Origin of the sequence: Streptomyces sp. NPDC057099 (assembly GCF_042671245.1) — a bacterium.
Taxonomy (GTDB): domain Bacteria; phylum Actinomycetota; class Actinomycetes; order Streptomycetales; family Streptomycetaceae; genus Streptomyces; species Streptomyces purpurascens.
Map to the genome: position 1 here is coordinate 1 of NZ_JBHUTX010000078.1, position 21,051 is coordinate 21,051.

The window sequence follows — 21,051 nt, forward strand, 5'->3', positions numbered from 1 at the left end:
CGGCATACGCCGCGTCGGCCGGCTGGCCGTTGGCAGGCCGGTCGGGGTGCCGAGAGGTGTTCGGGCCGGGCTGCTGAGGCGGGCCGGGTCGGGTGCTGAGGCATTCAGGCCGGGTTACTGAGGCAGGCCGGTCGGGGCGCTGAGGCACTCTGACCGGGGTGCTGAGGTCTGCCGGATAGGGCGGCGAGGCATTCAGGCCGGGCTGCTGAGGCAGGCCGGGTCGGGTGCTGAGGCCGTTCGGACCAGGTTACTGAGGTGAGCTGGTCGGTGTGCTGGAGCGTGTCGGCCGGGGGCGCTCAGGCGAACTGGTCGGGGCGCTCGGGCGTCGCGGCCGGGAGTGGGAGGTGCGTCGGCCGGGGTGCTGCGGAGAGTTCGGCCGGAGTGCTGCGGTGAAGCCCTGTGAGGGGTGCAGGGGACGTAGTCCCCGCCGGGTCCGGGGCGGAGCCCTGGGCAGTACTTCCAACCCACCGCGTCGGGTGTCGGTCGGGCGGAGGGCCGGGGTCTGGGGCGGAGCCCCAGGGGGCCGGGTCTTCTGGCCGACCGTGTCGGGCGGGTGGGCGGGCAAAGGAAACCCCGTCGAGCCACCGGCAGGTTCGCGGTACCGTTCTTGATGTCCCTGCCACCCAACCGCAGGGCCATCGATCCCGTACCGGCGGGTCATCCGGATACACATGTACGTGGGGACTCTGTCCTTCGACCTGCTCCTCGGCGACGTCCGGTCGCTGAAGGAGAAGCGCTCCGTCGTCCGCCCCATCGTCGCCGAGCTCCAGCGCAAGTACGCGGTGAGCGCGGCCGAGGTGGACCATATGGACCTCCACCGCAGGGCCGTCGTAGGCCTCGCGTTGGTATCCGGCGACGCGGGGCACCTGAGCGAGGTGCTCGACCGGTGCGAACGGCTGGTCGCCGCCCGCCCCGAGGTGGAACTGCTGTCCGTCAGGCGGCGCTTCCACGGCGAAGACGACTGACGACCCAGAGAACGACCCAGACAGGAAAGAACGGGAGACGGACCAGTGGCCGACAACGCGCGGGCTAAAAGGCTGGCGGACCTCATCCGAGAGGTGGTGGCCCAGAAGCTGCAGCGCGGGATCAAGGACCCGCGGCTCGGCTCGCACGTCACCATCACGGACACCCGTGTCACGGGTGACCTGCGGGAGGCGACCGTCTTCTACACCGTGTACGGGGACGACGAGGAGCGCAACGAGGCCGCAGCCGGCCTGGAGAGCGCCAAGGGCATCCTGCGCTCCGAGGTGGGCCGGGCCGCCGGCGTGAAGTTCACGCCGACCCTGACCTTCGTCATGGACGCCCTCCCCGACACGGCCCGCAACATCGAGGACCTCCTCGACAAGGCGCGCCAGTCCGACGAGAAGGTACGCGAGGCCTCCGCCGGCGCGAAGTACGCCGGTGAAGCCGACCCGTACCGCAAGCCGGACGAGGACGACGAGACGGACGACACCGCCGAATGACCCGGAAGCACACCACGCCCGACGGCCTCGTCATCGTCGACAAGCCGTCGGGCTTCACTTCGCACGACGTCGTCGCCAAGATGCGCGGCATCGCCAGAACACGACGCGTCGGGCACGCCGGCACCCTCGACCCGATGGCGACGGGCGTCCTCGTCCTCGGCGTCGAGAGGGCGACCAAACTCCTCGGCCACCTCGCGCTGACCGAGAAGGAGTACCTGGGCACCATCCGGCTCGGGCAGAACACCCTCACGGACGACGCCGAGGGGGAGCTCACCTCCTCCGCCGACGCCTCCGCGGTCACCCGCGAGGCCATCGACGCCGGTGTCGCCAAGCTGTCCGGCGACATCATGCAGGTGCCGTCCAAGGTCAGCGCCATCAAGATCAACGGGGTGCGGTCCTACAAGCGGGCCAGGGAGGGCGAGGAGTTCGACATCCCGGCCCGGCCCGTCACGGTCTCCTCCTTCGGCGTGTACGACGTCAGGGAGGCCGTCGCCGAGGACGGCACGCCCGTACTCGACCTGGTCGTGTCGGTCGTCTGCTCCTCCGGTACGTACATCCGGGCCCTGGCCCGCGACCTGGGCGCCGACCTCGGTGTCGGCGGTCATCTCACCGCCCTGCGCCGTACCCGCGTCGGCCCCTACAAGCTGGACGCGGCCCGCACGCTCGATCAGCATCAGCAGGAGCTGACCGTGATGCCGATCGCCGAGGCCGCGACGGCCGCCTTCCCGCGCTGGGACGTCGACGCCCGGCGGGCCAAGCTGCTCACCAACGGCGTACGGCTGGAGATGCCCGACGAGTACGCGGGCTCCGGCCCCGTCGCCGTCTTCGACCCGGAGGGCGGCTTCCTCGCCCTCGTCGAGGAGCAGCGGGGCAAGGCCAAGAGCCTGGCCGTCTTCGGCTGACAGGCGGACCGGGACGGACCGAGGGACCGGGGACCGGTTTCCGCCCGTGGAGCGGCGACCACGGGGTACCTCCACTGCCGCCGCTCCACGGTCCCCCCTCGGTTCCCCCACCCCTAGGGTGTATCCAGCCGTCCCCCTCGGTTCACCCGTCCGTGCGGGCGCTCGGAGTGAACGGGGGGAGCGGAAGGGGGCGCTTTCGGCCAGCGGCCTGTCCCGCTGATCATCTCGCCCCTACCGTCGAACCCGCGAGGGCACGGGTGTACGGCGGGGAGGCTCGACGATGGCGTCGGATCAGGCAACGGCGGCAGCGGAGCAGGCGGGCCGGGCCCCCGAAGAAGCCCTCGTCCGGATCCACGACCTCACCGGCCGCCCCCGCGGCACCGGCTTCCTGGCCGACCACCACGGCACGCTCGTCACCAGCCACGAGGCCGTCGACGGACTGCCCCGGTTCGTCCTGCGCGGGGCCGGTGACCGCCGCCGTGTCGTGACCGCCGACGCGGTCACCCCGCTGCCCGCCCTGGACCTGGCCCTCGTCCACACCGACGGCCTCGATGTGCCGCCGCTGCCGGTCACCGTGCGGGACGGGACCCGGACCGGCACGTATGTACGGATCGCCGCCGGCGGCTGGCGCGAGGCACGTGTCCTGGGCTCGGCCGCCGCGACGTACACGGCCGGGAACCACGCCCACCGTCTCGACGCGCTGGAGCTGGCGGTCGGCACGGCGGGGCGGGACGCGCTGCGGCCGGCCGGCGGAGCGGCCGGCGGCCCCGTGCTCGACGCCGTGACCGGTGCCGTCGTCGGTGTGCTCGGTACGGCGCTCAGTTCCGACCACAGCGACGTCGGTTTCGCCGTGCCGCTGCACCCCCGGGCCCCTGGAGCGGCGGGCCCGCTCGCCGAGCTGCTCGCCGAGAACGCGGCGACGGTCCCCGCGTACGGCGCCGACCTCAACCTGGCCGGAGTGCTGGAGCTGACCGGCACATCGGTGGCACAGGACGGCCCCGCCTGCCTTCCGGAACCCGTCGAACGGGCCGCTGTGGCGGCCGAGTTCAGCGCCTTCACGGCAGGCCCGGCCGCCGTCCTCGGCCTCGTCGGGCCGCCCGGCAGCGGCCGTACGACGGAACTCGCGGCGCTCGCGGCCCGCCGGGACCGCAGCGGGCACCCCACGCTGTGGCTGCGCGGATCCGAACTGCGGGACGACGACGCGTCGCTGGCGGACGCGGCGAGCCGGGCGCTGGGCCGGGCCGCCCTGGCCGTGGCCGCCGACCGGGCCCCCTTCCGGGCCGACCTCGGCGACACCACGCCCGAGCACCTCGCCGGCCTCGCCCGCGCCTTCGGCCGCCCGCTGCTGCTGCTCCTGGACGCTCCCGAGGAGATGCCGCCGGCCCTGGCCCGCCGTCTGGCCGCCTGGACGGACGGGACGGTGCGGTGGCTGCGGGAGACGGGAGCGCGGCTGGTCGTGGCGTGCCGGGCGGAGTACTGGGAGGGGACGCCGTTCCCGGCCGGGGTACTGCACGGGCCGGCCGGTGCGGAAGCGCGGCCCGCGTGTGTACGCCTCGGCGATCTCACCGAGGACGAGGCCCGGGAGGCCCGCCTGCGGCACGGCATCCCGGACGGCGCCCTCGCCGACACCGACGCCCGGCATCCCCTGGCCCTCCGGCTGCTCGCCGAGATCCGGGCCGCCCTCGCCGATGCCCCGGTCCTGCTTGCCGGCACCGCCGCACGGCACGACGGGGTCGCCTTCGCCGATGTGCCGGTGCTGCCTGCCGGCACCGTCCACCGGCAAGTCGGGGCCGCCCTCGGCGGTGCCCCCGGCGTGCCCGCCGCCCCCGCCGACCGGCACGACGTCTTCGCGGCCTACCTGGACCTGATGTCCCTGCGTATCGCCGCCCGCCTGGCCGACGGGAACGGCCTCCGCGGCACCGCCGTACGCCGGCTGGCCGCCAAGGTCTCCGGGCAGGTGCACGAGGCAGCCCGGCGCGGCCTCGGCCCCGGGCCGGGGGATGTGGACCGGGAGGCGTTCGAGGCGGTGTTCCCGTGGGGGCCCGCCCCCGCGCGGCTCGGCGGCGGCACCGGCTGGGGGCAGGCCGTCCTCGACGAGGGCCTGCTCGTGCCCGCCGGACCCGGCTACCGCTTCGCCCACGAGGAACTCGCCGACTGGCTCCAGGGCATGCACCTAGACCTCGACGAGGCCCTGCAGGCCCTCGTCCACCGCCGCGAGGAACCGATGCCCGACCCCGTGCCGCACCATCGCATCGGGCCCGTGATCCAGGCGCTGCTGTTCCTCGCCCGCCAGCACGGCACCGGTCGGACGGCCTCCCGGCTGGCGGACCTGGTGCACGCTCTGGACGCCGACCCGCGGTCCTGGTGGGCCGCCCGGCTGCTCGCCGGGACCCTGTCGGCCGTGCCCGACGCGACTCCCTACGCCGAGGTGCTGCGGCTGCTCGCCGACCGCGTCGTGGCCTGGCGGCGGCAGGAGCGGCCCGTGCCGGAGGAGGTCGGGCCCGCCTTCTGGACCGGCCTGCGGCTGCCGCGGGACGTGCGCCTCGGGCTGCTGCGGCGGCTGATCCACGCCGACGGCCCGCCGTGCGAGGCCGGTCCCCGTTTCCTCGACGCCGTGGCGCGGCAGCTCACCGCCGACCCCACGGGCGTGCAACCGCTGCTCGCCGACTGGTTCGACGACGAGCGACCGCTGCCCGCCACCCCGCACGCGACCGTGGCCACGGCCGCCCAGGCGCTGCTGCACACCCACCGCGGGCGGGCCCTGGACGAGCTGACGGACATGCTCGTAGGCCGCGCGCACCCGCGGGCCGACGAACTGCTCGCCGTGCTGGCCGAGGAGGAACCGTCGGCGATGTGCCGGGCCGTGGACCGCTGGGCGCTCGACGAGCGGCCGGCGCGCCGGGTCGCCGCGGTGGCGCACGGACTCCGTGTCGCACCGCACGTGAGCGCAGGGGAGGACCGCGCCCTCCTGCGCTACGCGGCCCTCGCCCTGCTCGCCCGCCCCGCGGGCCACGCCCTGCACGGTGGCGCACTCGCCCTCCTCGTCCAGGACCCGCACACCCGGGCCAAGTACCTCCCGCGCGCGCTGGAGTGCTTCGCGGCGGGCGACCCGCGCTTCCCTCAGGACGTGCCGGCCGGAGCCCTCCTGGCCCACCCCGAGCCGGTCCTCGTCGCCTTCGCGCAGCGGCTGCGGCGGCCGGACGCGGAGGAGGCACTGCGGGCGCTCGCCGACGCCACCCCGCCCGGCCTGGCCCGGCGGGTCGCCGCACTGCTCCGGGAAGCGGCGGAGCTGCGGCCGGAACTCGCCGGGCAGCTGGCCGCGTACGTCGACCAGCGGCTCGACCGGGGCCCGGAAGCACGGGCCGTGCTGCTGCCCCTGGTCAGCGGCTTGCTGGACGGCGGGACGGTACGGCTGCGGTGCGCCCTCGCCGCCGTCCTCACCCCGCCCGGCATCCCCGCCTCCCGCCCGCTGCGCCGCGAACTGCGCGACGCGCTCCTGGCCCGCGAGCACGACACCGATGTGCTGGACGCGCTGCTCCAGGCCGCCGCCCGGAACAGCGGCGACGACCTGCGCGACCTCGTCCACCGCGTCGGTCTGCTCCTCGTGCGCACCCCGGAGGGCGCCGGCCGCTTCGACCGCGCCTTCGTCGACCTGGGCCGGCACGTGACCGGTTTCGCCGCCCGCGCGGCCGGCTGGCTGGCCGACGCGCCCGAGGAGTGGGCGGCCGTGGTCGGGCCGAGTACCCACCGGATGATCGAGAATCTGGCGGGCGTACGCGTCCCCGCCTGACAGGATGGCGCCGGGCCGGACCGGCCCGGGCGTCGTGCGTCCTGTCACAGCCCATGCCGATGAGGGCCGGAGGCATGCGGCATGGCACCCTTAGACCTGCGCACGAGGCAACCACGGACAACCACGGACACGGTTCGACGAGCTTTCGACAAGGAGCAGGCACAGTGCAGCGCTGGCGTGGCTTGGAGGACATCCCCCAGGACTGGGGGCGCAGCGTCGTCACCATCGGCTCCTACGACGGAGTCCACCGCGGACACCAGCTGATCATCCGGCATGCCGTGAACCGCGCCCGGGAGCTGGGGGTGCCCGCGGTCGTCGTCACCTTCGACCCGCACCCCAGCGAGGTCGTGCGGCCCGGCAGCCACCCCCCGCTGCTCGCCCCGCACCACCGCCGCGCCGAACTCATGGCCGACCTGGGCGTGGACGCGGTGCTCATCCTGCCCTTCACGACCGAGTTCTCGAAGCTCTCCCCGGCGGACTTCGTCGTCAAGGTGCTCGTCGACAAGCTGCACGCCAAGGCCGTCGTCGAGGGCCCCAACTTCCGCTTCGGCCACAAGGCCGCCGGCAACGTGGAGTTCCTGGCCACGCAGGGCAAGACCTACGACTTCGAGGTCGAGGTCGTCGACCTGTACGTGACGGGTGAGGCGGGCGGCGGGGAGCCGTTCTCCTCCACGCTGACGCGGCGGTTGGTCGGCGAGGGCGATGTCGAGGGTGCGGGGGAGATCCTGGGGCGGCCGCACCGGGTCGAGGGCGTCGTCGTCCGAGGCGCCCAGCGCGGGCGCGAGCTGGGCTTCCCGACGGCCAATGTCGAGACGCTGCCGCACACGGCCATCCCGGCCGACGGTGTGTATGCCGGGTGGCTGCATGCCCAGGGCGAAGTGATGCCGGCGGCGATCTCCGTCGGGACGAATCCGCAGTTCGAGGGGACCGAGCGCACGGTCGAGGCGTATGCCATCGACCGGGTCGGGCTGGATCTGTACGGGTTGCATGTCGCCGTCGATTTTCTGGCGTTCGTGCGGGGGCAGGCCAAGTTCGACACGCTTGACGCGCTGCTGGAGCAGATGGGGCAGGACGTCAAGAAGTGTCGGGAGTTGGTGGCGGCTGAGGGGGCTGTCCAGGGCTGCTGAGTGCCGCCTGCGGGTGCTTTGTGGCTTGTCGCGCCCACGCGGCGGAGCCGCACATCAGCACAGCCCCGCGCCCCTTTGGGGCGCTGTTGAAACTGCCCAGTGGCAGGCCACCTGCGACTCCCCACCCCCGCTCAGCACCTCGAGATCCTGGCCCCTGCATGCGTCTGCCACGCCCGCCCGGGCCGCCTCGCCGTCGGCGAGGATCTGGCAGCGGACGTGGAAGCGGCAGCCGGACGGGATGCGCGACGGGTCCGGAGGCTCGCCGGTGAGGATCACCGGGGCGCCCGGGGCCTCCGGGAGTACGGACAGCAGGGCCTGGGTGTACGGATGCCGGGGTGCGGTCAGTACCTGTTCCACCGCGCCCGTCTCCACGATCCGGCCCAGATACATCACGGCGACCCGGTCGGCGATGTTCCACGCCAGGCCCAGGTCGTGCGTGACGACCAGCGCGGACAGGCCGAGCTCGGTGCGTAGCCGCAGGAGCAGGGCGAGGATCTCACCGCGTACGGAGGCGTCCAGGGACGCCACCGGCTCGTCGGCGACGAGGAGTTCGGGTTCCAGGACGAGCGCGCCCGCGATGACGACCCGCTGGCGCTGCCCGCCGGACAGCTCGTGCGGATAGCGCAGGAAGAAGCGCTCCGGGGGCCGTAGCCCGGCCCGGGAGAGGGCCTCGGCGACCGCGGTCCGTTCGTCGCCGCCGTAGCCGTGGATGCGCAGCCCCTCGGCGACCGCGTCGTACACCGTGTGCCGTGGGTTGAGCGAGCCGCTCGGGTCCTGCAGGACCAGCTGGACGCGCTTGCGGTACGCCTTCAGGGACCGGCCGGAGTACTCCAGGGGTCGGCCGTCGAAGGTGACCCGGCCCGCGGTCGGTTCGACCAGGCCCAGCAGCGAGCGGGCCAGGGTCGTCTTGCCGCAGCCGGACTCGCCGACCAGCGCGACGATCTCGCCGGGCCGGATGTCGAGGTCCACCCCGTCCACCGCGCGGGCCCGGGGCCCGCCGTGCCGGCCGGGGAACGTGACGTACAGGCCCTGGGCGCTCAGCAGGGGTGCCGTGGTGACGTCGGATGCCGCGGGGGTCATGGTCATGGCGTGCCGGGCCTCGCTTCCTCCAGGGCGTCGGGATTCTCGCGTGCCTCGTTCACCGGATCGCCGACCAGGACGCATGCCGCCCGGCGTTCGGGCCCGGCCTCGCGCAGCACCGGGTCCTCCTCGACGCAGGACTCCAGTGCCACCGGGCACCGGGGATGGAACGTGCAGCCGGACGGCAGCGCGGACGGGTCGGGCGGGTCGCCCGCCAGTCCTTGCGGCGCGAAGCGGGACGACGGGTCGCCGATGCGCGGGAACGCGGCCGACAGGGCCCTGGCATACGGGTGCCGGGCGTTCTCGTACACCTCGGCGGCCCGGCCCTCCTCGACCACCCGGCCCGCGTACATCACCGCGAGCCGGTCGCAGGTGTCGGCCAGGACCGCCAGATCGTGGCTGATCATGATCAGACCGAGATCCTGGTCGGCCACGAGCTGTTCGATGAGCCGGAGGATCTGCGCCTGGATCATCACGTCGAGCGCGGTGGTCGGCTCGTCGGCGATGACCAGCCGGGGGTCGCAGGCCAGCGCCATGGCGATCATCACGCGCTGGCGCTGGCCGCCGGACAGCTCGTGCGGGTAGGCGTCCGCGCGGGCGGCGGGCAGGCCGGCCTGCTCCAGCAGCTCGCCGGTCTTCTTCTTCGCTCCGGCCGGAGTCGCCTTCCTGTGCAGCAGGATCGGCTCGGCGATCTGGTCGCCGATGCGGTGCACGGCGTTCAGCGAGTGCATCGCGCCCTGGAAGACGACGGAGGCTCCCGCCCAGCGGACCGCCCGCACCCGGCCCCACTTCATCGTCAGCACGTCCTCGCCGTCGAGGAGCACCTCCCCGGTGATCCGGGTGCCCGTCGGCAGCAGCCGCAGCAGGGCCAGGGCCAGCGTGGACTTGCCGCAGCCGGACTCGCCGGCCAGGCCGAGCTTCTGGCCCGCGTCCAGGCGCAGGTCGACGCCGCGCACGGCGGCCGCACCGCCCGCGTACGTCACCGTCAGATCCCTGACGTCGAGCAGACTCAACGTGACACCCCCAGCCTGGGGTTGAGGACGGACTCCACGGCCCGTCCGCACAGCGTGAACGCCAGCGCCACCACGGCGATGGCGATGCCCGGCGGTACCAGGTACCACCAGTCCCCGGCACTGACCGCGCCCGCCTCCCGCGCGTCCTGCAGCAGCCCGCCCCACGACACGACCGTGGGGTCGCCCAGGCCGAGGAAGGCGAGTGTCGCCTCGGCGAGGATCGCCGAGGAGATGATCAGGGTCGTCTGGGCCAGCACCAGCGGCATGACGTTGGGCAGGACGTGCCGGGACATGATGTGCCCGTGCCCGCCGCCGAGCGCCTTGGCCCGCTCGATGTACGGCCGGGTCTCCACCGCCAGCGTCTGCGCCCGCACCAGCCGGGCCGTGGTCGGCCAGGTGGTGACGCCGATCGCCACGACGGTCGTGGTCAGCGAGCGGGACATCACGGTGGCCAGGGCGATCGCCAGCACCAGCGTCGGCATGACCAGGAACCAGTCGGTGATCCGCATCATCACCGTCGCGTACCAGCCCTTGAAATGCCCGGCCGTCACCCCGATCAGCGTGCCGATCGCCACCGACAGCACGGCGGCCAGCAGCCCGACCAGCAGCGACACCCGCGAGCCCCAGATCACCAGGCCCAGCAGGTCACGGCCGAACTGGTCGGTGCCGAGCGGGAACTCGGCGCTCGGGCTCTGCATCGGACGCCCCGGCGCCTCGGTCACACTGCTCACGTCCGAGCCGACGAACAGCGGAGCGAACAAGGCCAGCAGCGCGCACAGCGCGAGCGCGGTCAGGCCGTACAGCCCCGCCCGCTCGGCGCGGTACTGCCGCCAGAAGCGCGCGACGGAGGCCCGGCGGCGCTGCCGGGCGAGGGCGCGCGGGCTCAGGGCCGTCTCGGTCGTCGTCGTCATCGGGCCACCCGGGGGTCCAGCAGCGGATAGACCAGGTCGGCGAGGGTGTTCATCACGATCACCGCGGCGGCGAACACGAAGAACAGACCCTGCACCAGCGGCAGATCGGGCACGCTCAGGGCCTGGTAGAACAGCCCGCCGAGCCCGGGCCAGGAGAACACCGTCTCCACGAGGATCACGCCCGCCACCGTCCGGCCGAGGTTGATGAAGATCAGCGTCACGGTCGGCAGCAGCGCGTTCGGCACGGCGTGCCGGCGCCGCACGAGGTCGTCGCGCAGCCCCTTGGCCCGCGCGGTCGTCAGATAGTCGCTGCCCATCTCGTCCAGCAGCGCCGACCGCGTGACCAGCAGCGTCTGCCCGTACTCCACCGCCACCAGCGTCGCCACCGGCAGCACCAGATGGTGCGCCACGTCGAGGACGTACGCGAAGCCCTCCTTGCCGCCCGACTCCATGCCGCCGGTGGGGAACATCCCGGGGAGCGGGCCGATGCCCACCGACAGCACGATGATCAGCAGCAGCCCGAGCCAGAAGGACGGGATGGAGTACAGCGTCAGCGCGAGACCGGTGTTGACCCGGTCCCCGACCGTGCCGCGCCGCCACGCCGAGCGCGTGCCGAGGAAGATGCCCAGCGCGGTGTACAGGACGAAGGCGGTCCCGGTGAGCAGCAGGGTGTTCGGCAGCGCCTCGGTGATCTTGTCGACGACGGGCGCGCGGAACTGGTACGACGTCCCGAAGTCGCCCGTGAGCGCCTTGCCGCAGTAGTCGGTGAACTGCCGCCACAGCGGCAGGTCGAGCCCGAACTCCCTGCGATAGGCGGCCAGTTGCTCGGCCGACACCTGACGGCCGCCCGTCATGGTCTTCACCGGGTCGCCGGGGATCAGCCGGAAGAGGAAGAAGCTGGTGACGAGCACGGCCAGCAGCGATACGGCGGCCCCGGCCACCTTGCCCGCCAGGTACCGCGGGTACGCGGAGCCCTTGCGTACCCGGGGCCCGGCCGCCGGTTCCCGCTCCTCGACCAGCGCGGGTGTCGCGTCAGCGGTCATGGATGCCCGCTCGCCCGCGCTACTCGCGGTCCTCGGCGGTGGCCCGCCGCCGCATGACAGCGAACCCGCCGAGCCCCGCGAGGAGCACGACAGCGGCGACGATCCCGACCACGACCCCGGTCGACGACGCGTTGTCCGACGACCCGCCGGAGTCCGCCGGAACCGCCGACCACCAGCTCCAGTAGCCGTCCTGGCCGTAGATGTTCCCCGCCTTCGCCGGCATGGTGGTGATCGACTTGATCTGGTCCGTCCGGTAGGCCTCGACCGCGTTCGGATACGCCATGACGTTCATGTACCCGAGGTCGTACAGTCGCGACTCCATCTGCTGGACGATGTCCGCCCGTTTGGCGGGGTCGTACTCGGCGAGCTGCCGGGCGTAGAGCTCGTCGTACTTCTTGTCGCAGATGAAGTTGTCCGTCGCACCCGTGTCCTCGGGGGTCGCCGGGAGGGCGCCGCAGGTGTGGATGGACATCACGAAGTCCGGGTCGGGGTTGACCGACCAGCCGTCGAACGCCAGGTCGTACTTCCCGGCGAGCCAGGGGTCGGTCACGTTGTCCAGGCAGTTCAGCTGGACGCCGATGCCGAGCTCGCCCCACCACTCCTGGAGGTACTTGCCGACCGCCTTGTCGTTCGGGTCGGTGGCGTGGCACAGCACGCGGTAGCTGATGGGCCTGCCGTCCTTGCCGACGCGCTTGCCGTCGCCGTTCTTCTTGTAACCCGCCTGGTCGAGCAGCCGGGCCGCCTCGGCCGGGTCGTACGCCAGCTTCTGGTCGGCGGACGGCTTCCAGAAGTAGTTCTGGAAGCGCGGCGGGATGTAACCCTCGCCTTCGACCGCGTGTCCCTGGAACACCTTTTCGATGATGGCCTCGCGGTCGACGGCCATGAACAGCGCGTTGCGCACCCGCTGGTCCAGCAGGGAGGGGTGGCCGTCGCCGAACTTCTTGCCGTTCTTGGCCTTCGCGCCCGGGTTGGTGGCGAGGGCGTAGAAGCGGCGGCCCGGGGCGTCATTGACCTGGATGTTGTCCGCGCCCTCCAGGGAAGCCGCCTGAGCGGGGGTCAGGGACGGCGACCCGGCGACGAAGGACACCTCGCCCTTGCGCAGCGCCGACACCGCCGCGTCCTGGTCCTTGTAGTAGCGGAAGACGACCTCGTCGAACTTCGCGGCCCCGCGCCAGAAGCCCTTGTTGGCCTTGAGTCGGACGTAGCTGTCGGCCTTGTAGTCGGTCAGCGTGAACGGCCCGTTCCCGACGACCGGGAAGTTCTTGTCGTTGTTGAACTCGGAGAAGTCCGAGACCTTCTCCCACACGTGCTTCGGCACGATCGGCACATCGAGGGAGGTCATCGTGGCCTGCGGCTTCTTCAGCTCGACGACCAGCTCGGTGGGGCTCGGGGCCGTCACCTTCTTGAAGTTGCCGACGTAGCTGCCGTTCGCCGTGGCCGCGCCCTCGTCGGTCATCATCTTGTTGAACGTCCACGCCGCGTCCTCGGCGGTGGCCTGCTTGCCGTCCGACCACTTGGAGTTGGAGCGGATCGTGTACGTCCAGGTCAGCTTGTCCGGCGACGACTCCCACTTGGTGGCCAGGCCCGGGATGGCGTGGTTGTCCTTGGGGTCGTAGTTGGTCAGGTACTCGTACATGAGCCGGTGAATGCTCGTACTGAGCAGCCGGACCGCCAGGAACGGGCTGAGCGAGTCCACGCTCTGCGCCACCGCGACGGTCAGCACCTTGCCGTCGTCGGCCGCCCGGGCCTGCTGGGGCGCCGGGTCGAGCGGGGTGGCGAGCCCGGCGGTGAGGGTGAGCGCGGCCGCCCCGGCCACGGCGACGAGCCGGAGGCCGCGCGGGAGGCTGCGTGTCTGATCGTTCGTGCCCATGGTCGGACCTCGCGTCATCGCTCGGACGGGAAGGACGGGTTGATCAGCTGTCAGACGTTTGATGAGTGTGTATCAGCGGCCGTCTCCACCCGTCAACGGCACGTTCACCCCTTGTGGCCTGCGGAAATAACGAATTGGCGAGCTTTCCGCACCCATTGGTCGAGACCACTGACGCCCTCCTGGCCAGGGGCTGGCAACGGATTTCGCCCCTGAACGCGCCGAAGCCCGCGCCGAGTGGGAACGGCGCGGGCCAGGAAGGGGATCGGCCCCTCGAAAGGGGCCGATCGGGTGAGGCGATTACTGCGTCGGGGGCGGAGGCGGCGGCGTCTGACCGTCGGGCTGAGCCGGATAACCGGGCTGACCCGGCTGGCCCTGCTGGGGGTAGCCGTAGCCCGGCTGCGGGGGCGCGGCCGGGGGCTGCCCGGGCTGGGCGTACGGCTGCCCGGGCTGTGGCTGCTGCGGCTGCTGCGGGTACGGGCCCGGCTGGCCCTGCTGCGGGTACGGCGGCTGGCCCGCGGCCTGCGGATACGGCTGACCGGGCTGGGCCGGGGGCTGCCCCGGCTGGGGGTACGGCTGCCCGGGCTGCGCGTACGGCTGTCCCGGCTGCGCGTACGGCTGGCCGGGCTGGGGCTGCTGCGGGTACGGGCCCGGCTGGCCCGGGACCGGCTGCCCGGGAACCTGCTGGTCGGGGCCCGGCTGGCCGGGGTACGGAGCCTGGCCCGGGACCTGCTGGCCGGGCAGCGGCGGGGCGGCCACCGGCGGCGGGTTGCCGTCGGAGGTCCACAGGCCGTGCGCCTGCTGGTGACGGGTGAAGTCCTCGGCGATCAGCGCCGCGAGGTTGAAGTACGCCTCCCGCACCTTCGGCCGCATCATGTCGAGGTTGACCTCGGCACCGGCGGAGAGGTGCTCGTCGAACGGCACGACGACGACACCGCGGCAGCGCGTCTCGAAGTGCGACACGATGTCCTCGACCTTGATCATCTTGCCGGTCTCGCGCACACCGGAGATGACGGTGAGGGACCGCGAGACGAGGTCGGAGTATCCGTGCGCGGACAGCCAGTCCAGCGTCGTGCTCGCGCTGCTCGCGCCGTCCACGGACGGGGTCGAGATGATGATGAGCTGGTCGGCGAGGTCCAGCACCCCGCGCATGGCGCTGTAGAGCAGACCGGTACCGGAGTCGGTGAGGATCACCGGGTACTGCTTGCCCAGCACGTCGATCGCGCGCCGGTAGTCCTCGTCGTTGAAGGTCGTGGAGACGGCCGGGTCGACGTCGTTGGCGATGATCTCCAGCCCGGACGGAGCCTGGGACGTGAAGCGCCGGATGTCCATGTACGAGTTGAGGTGCGGGATCGCCTGGACCAGGTCACGGATCGTGGCCCCGGTCTCCCGCCGCACTCGGCGCCCGAGGGTGCCGGCATCCGGGTTGGCATCGATCGCGAGGATCTTGTCCTGCCGCTCGGTGGCGAGCGTGGAGCCGAGCGCGGTGGTCGTGGTCGTCTTGCCCACGCCGCCCTTGAGGCTGATCACGGCGATCCGGTAGCAGGACAGCACGGGCGTGCGGATCAGGTCCAGCTTCCGCTGCCGCTCGGCCTCCTCCTTCTTGCCGCCGATCTTGAACCGACCGCCACCGGCCGCCGGACGGCTGCTCTTCGCCTTCTGCTTCTTGCTGTTGAGCAGCCGGTCGGACGACAGCTCCACGGCAGCGGTGTAACCGAGTGGAGCGGCCCCGGGGTTGGTCGGCTGCCGCTGGTCGTGCTGCATGGGCTGCGGCCAGGCGGCCCCGGTCCGCGGGTCCACGGGCTGCTGTCCCGGGTGCCCCGGCTGCTCGGCCTGCCCGGGGTACGGCGGCTGCGCCTGCGGGGGCACGCCGGGCTGCGGCTGCGGCTGGGCCGGGGGCTGCTGGGGGAAGCCGTAGCCGCCCTGGGCGTTGGGGGCACCGGGCTGGGGGAAGCCGTAGCCGCCCTGGGGGTTGGGCCCTGTCGGAGCCGGTGCGCCCTGCTGCGGGAAGCCGTAGCCACCCTGCGGGTTGGGCGTGGGGGCCGGAGGGGTGTCGGGCTGCTGAGCGGCCGGGGCCGGGGCGCCCTGCTGGGGGAAGCCGTAGCCGCCCTGTGCGTTGGGTGCGCCCTGCTGGGGGAAGCCGTAGCCACCCTGCGGGTTGGGCGCGGGGGCCGGCGGGGTGTCGGGCTGCTGGGCCGGGGGCTGCTGGGCCGCCGGGGTGGGTGCGCCCTGCTGCGGGAAGCCGTAGCCACCCTGCGCGTGGGGCGCGGCCGGGGCCGGACCGCCCTGCTGCGGGAAGCCGTAGCCGCCGGGCTGCGGTGCGGGCTGGGCGGGCGGCTGGTGCGGCGGCGTGGGTGCCGCCTGCTGGTTCCAGGCGGCAGGCGCGGGCTGCGGCGCCTGCGGCTGGAACGGCGGCTGCTGGGCCGGTACCGACGGCTGGGGCGGCACGGGCGGCTGCCCCTGCGCGGCCGTCGGCTGCGGCTGGGCCGGCGCGTCCGGATCCGTGGGCTGTGCCTGCGGCTGTGCGGGCCACTGGCTCGCGGGCGCCGGCGCGGCCGGCTGGTACGACGGTGGCAGCGGCGGCACGCCCTGTGGGGCCGGGGGAGTCCAGGCGGGCGGGGCGTCGGTCGCACCCGGCCCGGCGGCGTCCTGCGGAACGCTGTCCTCGGGAGCGGCGTCGGCAGGCACGGCGTCCGAGGGCTCCGCGTCGACGGGCTCGGAGCTCACGGGCCGGGCGTCCGTAAGAGGAGTGTCCTCGGGCTCCGCGCCGGCCGGCTCGGGTGCGGCGGAGTCCTCCTCCGCGGGCACGGCATCCACGGGCGCGGGCGGCGCCGGGGGCGCAGGCACCCAGTCCTGAGGTTCGCCGGCCTCCGCCGCCGCATCCTCCGAAGCCTCGTCCTCGTCCTCGTCCTCGGCATCGTCGGAGGCAGGGGCGTCCGCACCGGACACGTCAGCGACGTCGGCCACGTCAGCCACGTCAACCGAGTCCGCCGCATCCGCAGGCTCGGAGGCGACGCCGTCACCGTCCTCGTCGGCGTCATCAGAGGGCGCACCCTCGACGTCACCGCCCGAGTCCGCCTCCTCGACCTCGTCCTTGTCCTCGACCGCGACCTCGACCTTGTCCTTGTCCTTGTCCTGCTCCTCCTCCACCGCGTCCAGCCGGGCCTCGACCTCCGCCTCGGCTGCACGCTCCGCGATCTCCCGCTTCAGGGCGACGGCGGAGAAGCGCATGGTGGCACCGCTCTCCAGATCACCGTTCCCCGACTCGGCATCCCCGGCAGCCGGAGTGTGCGGAGCAGCGGGAGTGTCCGCAGCATCCGGAGCCGCCGGCGTCGCCGGAACCTCCGCGGCGGCGGGAGCCACCGGAGGCTGCTCCGGAGTGGCGGGCGCGACCGGGGCCTCCGGCGGAGCCGACGGCGTCCACTGCGCCTGGAACCCACCGACGGGGATGTTCGGCACGGCCGTGGGAGAGGCCGGATCCGCCGCGGGCGTCTCGGGCCGCCCCTGCGGCTGCGACCCCTGCGGCTCGAAGCCGCCCTTCATCGGAAGCCTGGGAACGGCGGAAGGACCCTCCCCGGAGGGCGCGGGCGGAGTGAAGGGCGTCCCCGGCGCGGGTGCGGGCGGCGTGAACGGAGCGCCGGGAGCGGGCGCCGGCGCGGGCGGCGTGAAAGGCGCCCCGGGCGCGGGAGCCGGAGCCTGAGACGGACCGGAGGTCTGCCCCGGAAGGGACGAGGTCCCGGCGGAGGCATTCGCGTGCGGCGGCGGAGTGAGCCCCGGCAGCGGCGGCACCGGCCCCTTGGGCGCCCCCGAAGCACTGGAGTCCTCGGACGCACCCGCCCCCTGCCCCGAGCCCGAACTCGCCGAGGCGTTCTGCGTGTACCAGGCGGGCGGCGCGTAGTCGATGGTGAACTCGCCCGTCACCTCTGCTGCGGACTCCGCGTCGGGCTGGTCATCGCCGGGTGTCGCCCAGCCCCCGCGGATCCCGTCCCGATCGCTGCTCACAGTGTTCCTCCTGGTGTGGTCGAGCACCCTCATGCCGTGCTGGGGCGACCCTTGCTTGTCGTCCGACGTCGTACGAAGTCGATTTGAGGCGTACCGAGGTCGTCCGAGGTCGTCCGATCCACAGGCGCCCCGCTCTCCCCCTGAGGCACCGACGCCCACTCCACGGGTTCTGACGTGGCGCCCCGTCCCAGCCTAATCACCACAAGCCCCGCCTCGGCAGGCCCGTCCACCCCCGAGCGCCTGTCCGCCGCGTCACAACCTGCTCAGAAGCTGCCCGGAAGTGACGTACGCAGCACACACTTTGGTGAACAAAAAGGGCGATAAACGTGAAGAACCTCGAACCACCTTGCCGGAAAGGTGCCTTGAGGTCAGCAAAAAGAGGCGACTCACCAAAAGAGGCGACTCACGAAAAAGGCGACGAGGGGCGGCCGGTCACCGGCTCACCCCTCGTCGCGCTCCGCGACACCTACCGCCCGGCCTCCGCCTGCGGCTCCCCGTCGTGCGCCCCCGGCTCCAGATCGAACTCGCCGTCCCGCGCCCCCAGCACGAACGCCCGCCACTCCGCCTCGGTGTAGCGCAGCACCGTGTCCGGGTCGAGCGAGGACCGCATGGCCACGGCCCCCTCGGGCAGGTACGCGATCTCGACCCGCTCCTCGTGCTCCTCGGTGCCCGGCGCGCTGTGCCACTCCACACCGGAGATGTCGAGGGCGTAGAGCTCGTCCCGCTCCCGCTCCTTGCGTGCCTTGATCTCCTCAGCCGTCTCCGCCATGCCGCAGCGACCCCTTCCCGACGTACCGTTCCCGAAGTGCGGATCATCGACGTACGGACGATCCGAACCCGCTCACCCTAGTGGCCCCCACCGTCCCGTCCGGGAGGTTGGGAGACCAGGGCAAAGAGGCCCCTGGCCGCCTGGTACCCTGGTCGACGGCCGTTTGTGTACGCACCCCCGGAGCCCACCGCCCTGGAGGCCGCGCCCAGCGGATCCCCGCCTCCCGAGTAACGGAAGCTCCCCCGAGACACAGACCGGGGGCACTCGGTGGCCATCACAGACTACGAGGAGTACGCGTGCCGCTCGACGCCGCTACGAAGAAGCAGATCATCACCGAGTTCGGCCAGAAGGAGGGCGACACCGGCTCCCCCGAGGTCCAGGTCGCCATGCTCTCGCGCCGCATCTCGGACCTGACCGAGCACCTCAAGACCCACAAGCACGACCACCACTCCCGCCGTGGCCTGCTGATTCTCGTGGGTCAGCGTCGCCGCCTTCTCCAGTACCTGGCGAAGAAGGACATCCAGCGCTTCCGTGCGCTGGTCGACCGCCTCGGCATCCGCCGTGGTGCGGCGGGCGCCAAGTAAGACGTCGTGAGGGGAGCGGTTCCCGGGGAAAGGGGACCGCTCCCTTTGCTGTACGTGCGGAGTGTCACCACCCCTTTGTAGTGTGGTAGCAGAACGCATGTCGTACGACACAGGACGTACGACACAGAACGAGGAGAAGCGCACCTAGCCGCCGCCGGTCCTCGGTAGTGGCCCCCGGGGGAATGCGAGCCCCGGGTGCTTCGATCGAAGACCGGCCCGCACAGCACGGCGCGCTCTCCGCAACCGTCCCCCTGCCACACGGGCAGCAGGAGACGAAGACGAGGAGATAACGCTAGTGGAGAACGAGACCCACTACGCCGAGGCCGTCATCGACAATGGCGCCTTCGGCACCCGCACCATCCGCTTCGAGACGGGCCGCCTGGCCAAGCAGGCCGCCGGCTCCGCCGTGGCGTACCTGGACGACGACACCATGGTGCTGTCGGCCACCACCGCCTCCAAGAACCCCAAGGACCAGCTCGACTTCTTCCCCCTGACGGTGGACGTCGAGGAGCGGATGTACGCCGCCGGCAAGATCCCCGGCAGCTTCTTCCGCCGTGAGGGCCGTCCCTCCGAGGACGCCATCCTCACCTGCCGCCTGATCGACCGCCCGCTGCGCCCGTCCTTCAAGAAGGGCCTGCGCAACGAGATCCAGGTCGTCGCCACGATCATGGCGCTCAACCCCGACCACCTGTACGACGTCGTGGCGATCAACGCCGCCTCCGCGTCCACGCAGCTGGCCGGCCTGCCCTTCTCCGGCCCGATCGGCGGCGTCCGCGTCGCGCTGATCCGCGGCCAGTGGGTGGCCTTCCCGACGCACACCGAGCTCGAGGACGCCGCCTTCGACATGGTCGTCGCCGGCCGTGTCCTGGAGGACGGGGACGTCGCGATCATGATGGTCGAGGCCGAGGCCACCGACAAGACCATCAAGCTGGTCGAGGGCGGTGCCGAGGCGCCGACCGAGGAGGTCGTCGCCGCCGGTCTGGACGCCGCGAAGCCCTTCATCAAGGTCCTCTGCAAGGCCCAGTCGGACCTCGCCGCCAAGGCCGCCAAGCCCACCGGCGAGTTCCCGATCTTCCTGGACCACCAGGACGACGTCCTCGAGGCGCTCACCGCCGCCGTCCGCCCGGAGCTCGCCTCCGCGCTGACCATCGCCGGCAAGCAGGAGCGCGAGTCCGAGCTGGACCGCGTCAAGGCGCTCGCCGCCGAGAAGCTCCTGCCGGAGTTCGAGGGCCGCGAGAAGGAGATCTCCGCCGCGTACCGCTCGCTGACCAAGACCCTGGTCCGTGAGCGCGTCATCAAGGAGAAGAAGCGCATCGACGGCCGCGGTGTCACCGACATCCGCACCCTGGCCGCCGAGGTCGAGGCCATCCCGCGGGTGCACGGCTCCGCCGTGTTCGAGCGTGGCGAGACCCAGATCCTGGGTGTCACGACGCTGAACATGCTCCGCATGGAGCAGCAGCTCGACACGCTGTCGCCGGTGACGCGCAAGCGCTACATGCACAACTACAACTTCCCGCCGTACTCCACCGGCGAGACCGGCCGCGTCGGCTCCCCGAAGCGCCGCGAGATCGGCCACGGTGCCCTCGCCGAGCGCGCCCTCGTGCCGGTCCTGCCGACGCGCGAGGAGTTCCCCTACGCGATCCGCCAGGTCTCCGAGGCGCTGAGCTCCAACGGCTCGACGTCCATGGGCTCGGTCTGCGCCTCCACCATGTCGCTGCTGAACGCCGGTGTGCCCCTGAAGGCCCCGGTCGCCGGTATCGCCATGGGCCTGATCTCCCAGGAGATCGAGGGCGAGACGCACTACGTCACCCTCACCGACATCCTCGGTGCGGAGGACGCCTTCGGCGACATGGACTTCAAGGTCGCCGGCACGAAGGACTTCGTGACCGCCCTCCAGCTCGACACCAAGCTGGACGGCATCCCGGCCTCCGTCCTGGCCGCCGCTCTCAAGCAGGCCCGTGACGCCCGCCTCCACATCCTCGACGTGATGATGGAAGCGATCGACACGCCGGACGAGATGTCCCCGAACGCCCCGCGGATCATCACCGTCAAGATCCCCGTGGACAAGATCGGTGAGGTCATCGGCCCCAAGGGCAAGATGATCAACCAGATCCAGGAGGACACCGGCGCCGACATCACGATCGAGGACGACGGCACGATCTACATCGGCGCGGTCGACGGACCGTCCGCCGAGGCCGCCCGCACCACGATCAACGGCATCGCCAACCCGACCATGCCGGAGGTCGGCGAGCGCTACCTGGGTACGGTCGTGAAGACGACCACCTTCGGCGCGTTCGTGTCGCTGCTCCCGGGCAAGGACGGTCTGCTGCACATCTCGCAGATCCGCAAGCTCGCCGGCGGCAAGCGCGTGGAGAACGTCGAGGACGTCCTCGGTGTGGGCCACAAGGTCCAGGTCGAGATCGCCGAGATCGACTCCCGCGGCAAGCTCTCCCTGATCCCGGTCATCGAGGGCGAAGAGAACGATGAGACGAAGGACGAC

General features: G+C 72.4%; 14 protein-coding genes. 7 read left to right on the top strand and 7 right to left on the bottom strand.

The features are described from left to right. The first annotated feature begins 671 nt into the window (after positions 1 to 671). The 5 genes from ACFT4A_RS41000 (at position 672) to ACFT4A_RS41020 (ending at position 7,282) form a co-directional block, all read left to right on the top strand. Positions 672 to 965: a DUF503 domain-containing protein gene (locus ACFT4A_RS41000; protein WP_184598380.1), complete on the top strand. Its 294-nt coding sequence runs from the start codon at positions 672 to 674 to the stop codon at positions 963 to 965. Between the two features lie 45 nt (positions 966 to 1,010). Beyond that, on the top strand, positions 1,011 to 1,463 hold the full coding sequence (gene rbfA / locus ACFT4A_RS41005) for a 30S ribosome-binding factor RbfA (protein ID WP_189728170.1): 453 nt from the start codon (positions 1,011 to 1,013) through the stop codon (positions 1,461 to 1,463). After that, positions 1,460 to 2,365, top strand: coding sequence for a tRNA pseudouridine(55) synthase TruB (gene truB / locus ACFT4A_RS41010; RefSeq protein ID WP_382841353.1), 906 nt, complete (start codon positions 1,460 to 1,462; stop codon positions 2,363 to 2,365). The genes rbfA and truB overlap by 4 nt, the downstream gene beginning before the upstream one ends. Positions 2,366 to 2,645: 280 nt before the next feature. Continuing rightward, on the top strand, positions 2,646 to 6,155 hold the full coding sequence (locus ACFT4A_RS41015) for a trypsin-like peptidase domain-containing protein (RefSeq protein WP_382841355.1): 3,510 nt from the start codon (positions 2,646 to 2,648) through the stop codon (positions 6,153 to 6,155). Between the two features lie 164 nt (positions 6,156 to 6,319). Then, on the top strand, positions 6,320 to 7,282 hold the full coding sequence (locus tag ACFT4A_RS41020) for a bifunctional riboflavin kinase/FAD synthetase (protein WP_382841358.1): 963 nt from the start codon (positions 6,320 to 6,322) through the stop codon (positions 7,280 to 7,282). Between the two features lie 54 nt (positions 7,283 to 7,336). Here the strand turns inward: ACFT4A_RS41020 and ACFT4A_RS41025 are convergent, their stop codons facing one another. From ACFT4A_RS41025 to ACFT4A_RS41055, 7 genes are all read right to left on the bottom strand, one after another. Then, the gene (locus tag ACFT4A_RS41025; RefSeq protein WP_382841360.1) at positions 7,337 to 8,362 is read right to left on the bottom strand and encodes an oligopeptide/dipeptide ABC transporter ATP-binding protein; all 1,026 of its coding nucleotides are present in this window, start codon (positions 8,360 to 8,362) and stop codon (positions 7,337 to 7,339) included. A 2-nt stretch (positions 8,363 to 8,364) separates the two neighbouring features. Then, positions 8,365 to 9,375, bottom strand: coding sequence for an ABC transporter ATP-binding protein (locus ACFT4A_RS41030; RefSeq protein WP_382841363.1), 1,011 nt, complete (start codon positions 9,373 to 9,375; stop codon positions 8,365 to 8,367). Continuing rightward, the gene (locus ACFT4A_RS41035; RefSeq protein WP_382841366.1) at positions 9,372 to 10,286 is read right to left on the bottom strand and encodes an ABC transporter permease; all 915 of its coding nucleotides are present in this window, start codon (positions 10,284 to 10,286) and stop codon (positions 9,372 to 9,374) included. Before ACFT4A_RS41035 ends, ACFT4A_RS41030 begins: the two co-directional genes overlap by 4 nt. Beyond that, positions 10,283 to 11,329 (bottom strand): ABC transporter permease, encoded by a 1,047-nt coding sequence (locus ACFT4A_RS41040; RefSeq protein WP_382841369.1) that lies wholly within the window; start codon positions 11,327 to 11,329, stop codon positions 10,283 to 10,285. Before ACFT4A_RS41040 ends, ACFT4A_RS41035 begins: the two co-directional genes overlap by 4 nt. Before the next feature lie 19 nt (positions 11,330 to 11,348). Continuing rightward, positions 11,349 to 13,199: an ABC transporter substrate-binding protein gene (locus ACFT4A_RS41045; protein WP_382841371.1), complete on the bottom strand. Its 1,851-nt coding sequence runs from the start codon at positions 13,197 to 13,199 to the stop codon at positions 11,349 to 11,351. A 297-nt stretch (positions 13,200 to 13,496) separates the two neighbouring features. Continuing rightward, on the bottom strand, positions 13,497 to 17,198 hold the full coding sequence (locus ACFT4A_RS41050; RefSeq protein ID WP_382841374.1) for an SCO5717 family growth-regulating ATPase: 3,702 nt from the start codon (positions 17,196 to 17,198) through the stop codon (positions 13,497 to 13,499). 466 nt (positions 17,199 to 17,664) lie between these two features. Further along, the gene (locus ACFT4A_RS41055) at positions 17,665 to 17,967 is read right to left on the bottom strand and encodes a DUF397 domain-containing protein (RefSeq protein ID WP_261682803.1); all 303 of its coding nucleotides are present in this window, start codon (positions 17,965 to 17,967) and stop codon (positions 17,665 to 17,667) included. A 296-nt stretch (positions 17,968 to 18,263) separates the two neighbouring features. Here ACFT4A_RS41055 and rpsO point away from each other — a divergent pair, with 296 nt between their 5' ends. Further along, on the top strand, positions 18,264 to 18,551 hold the full coding sequence (gene rpsO / locus ACFT4A_RS41060) for a 30S ribosomal protein S15 (protein ID WP_003993372.1): 288 nt from the start codon (positions 18,264 to 18,266) through the stop codon (positions 18,549 to 18,551). A gap of 295 nt (positions 18,552 to 18,846) precedes the next feature. Continuing rightward, positions 18,847 to 21,051: polyribonucleotide nucleotidyltransferase (locus ACFT4A_RS41065; protein WP_382841376.1), on the top strand; the 2,205-nt coding region annotated here is incomplete at its 3' end.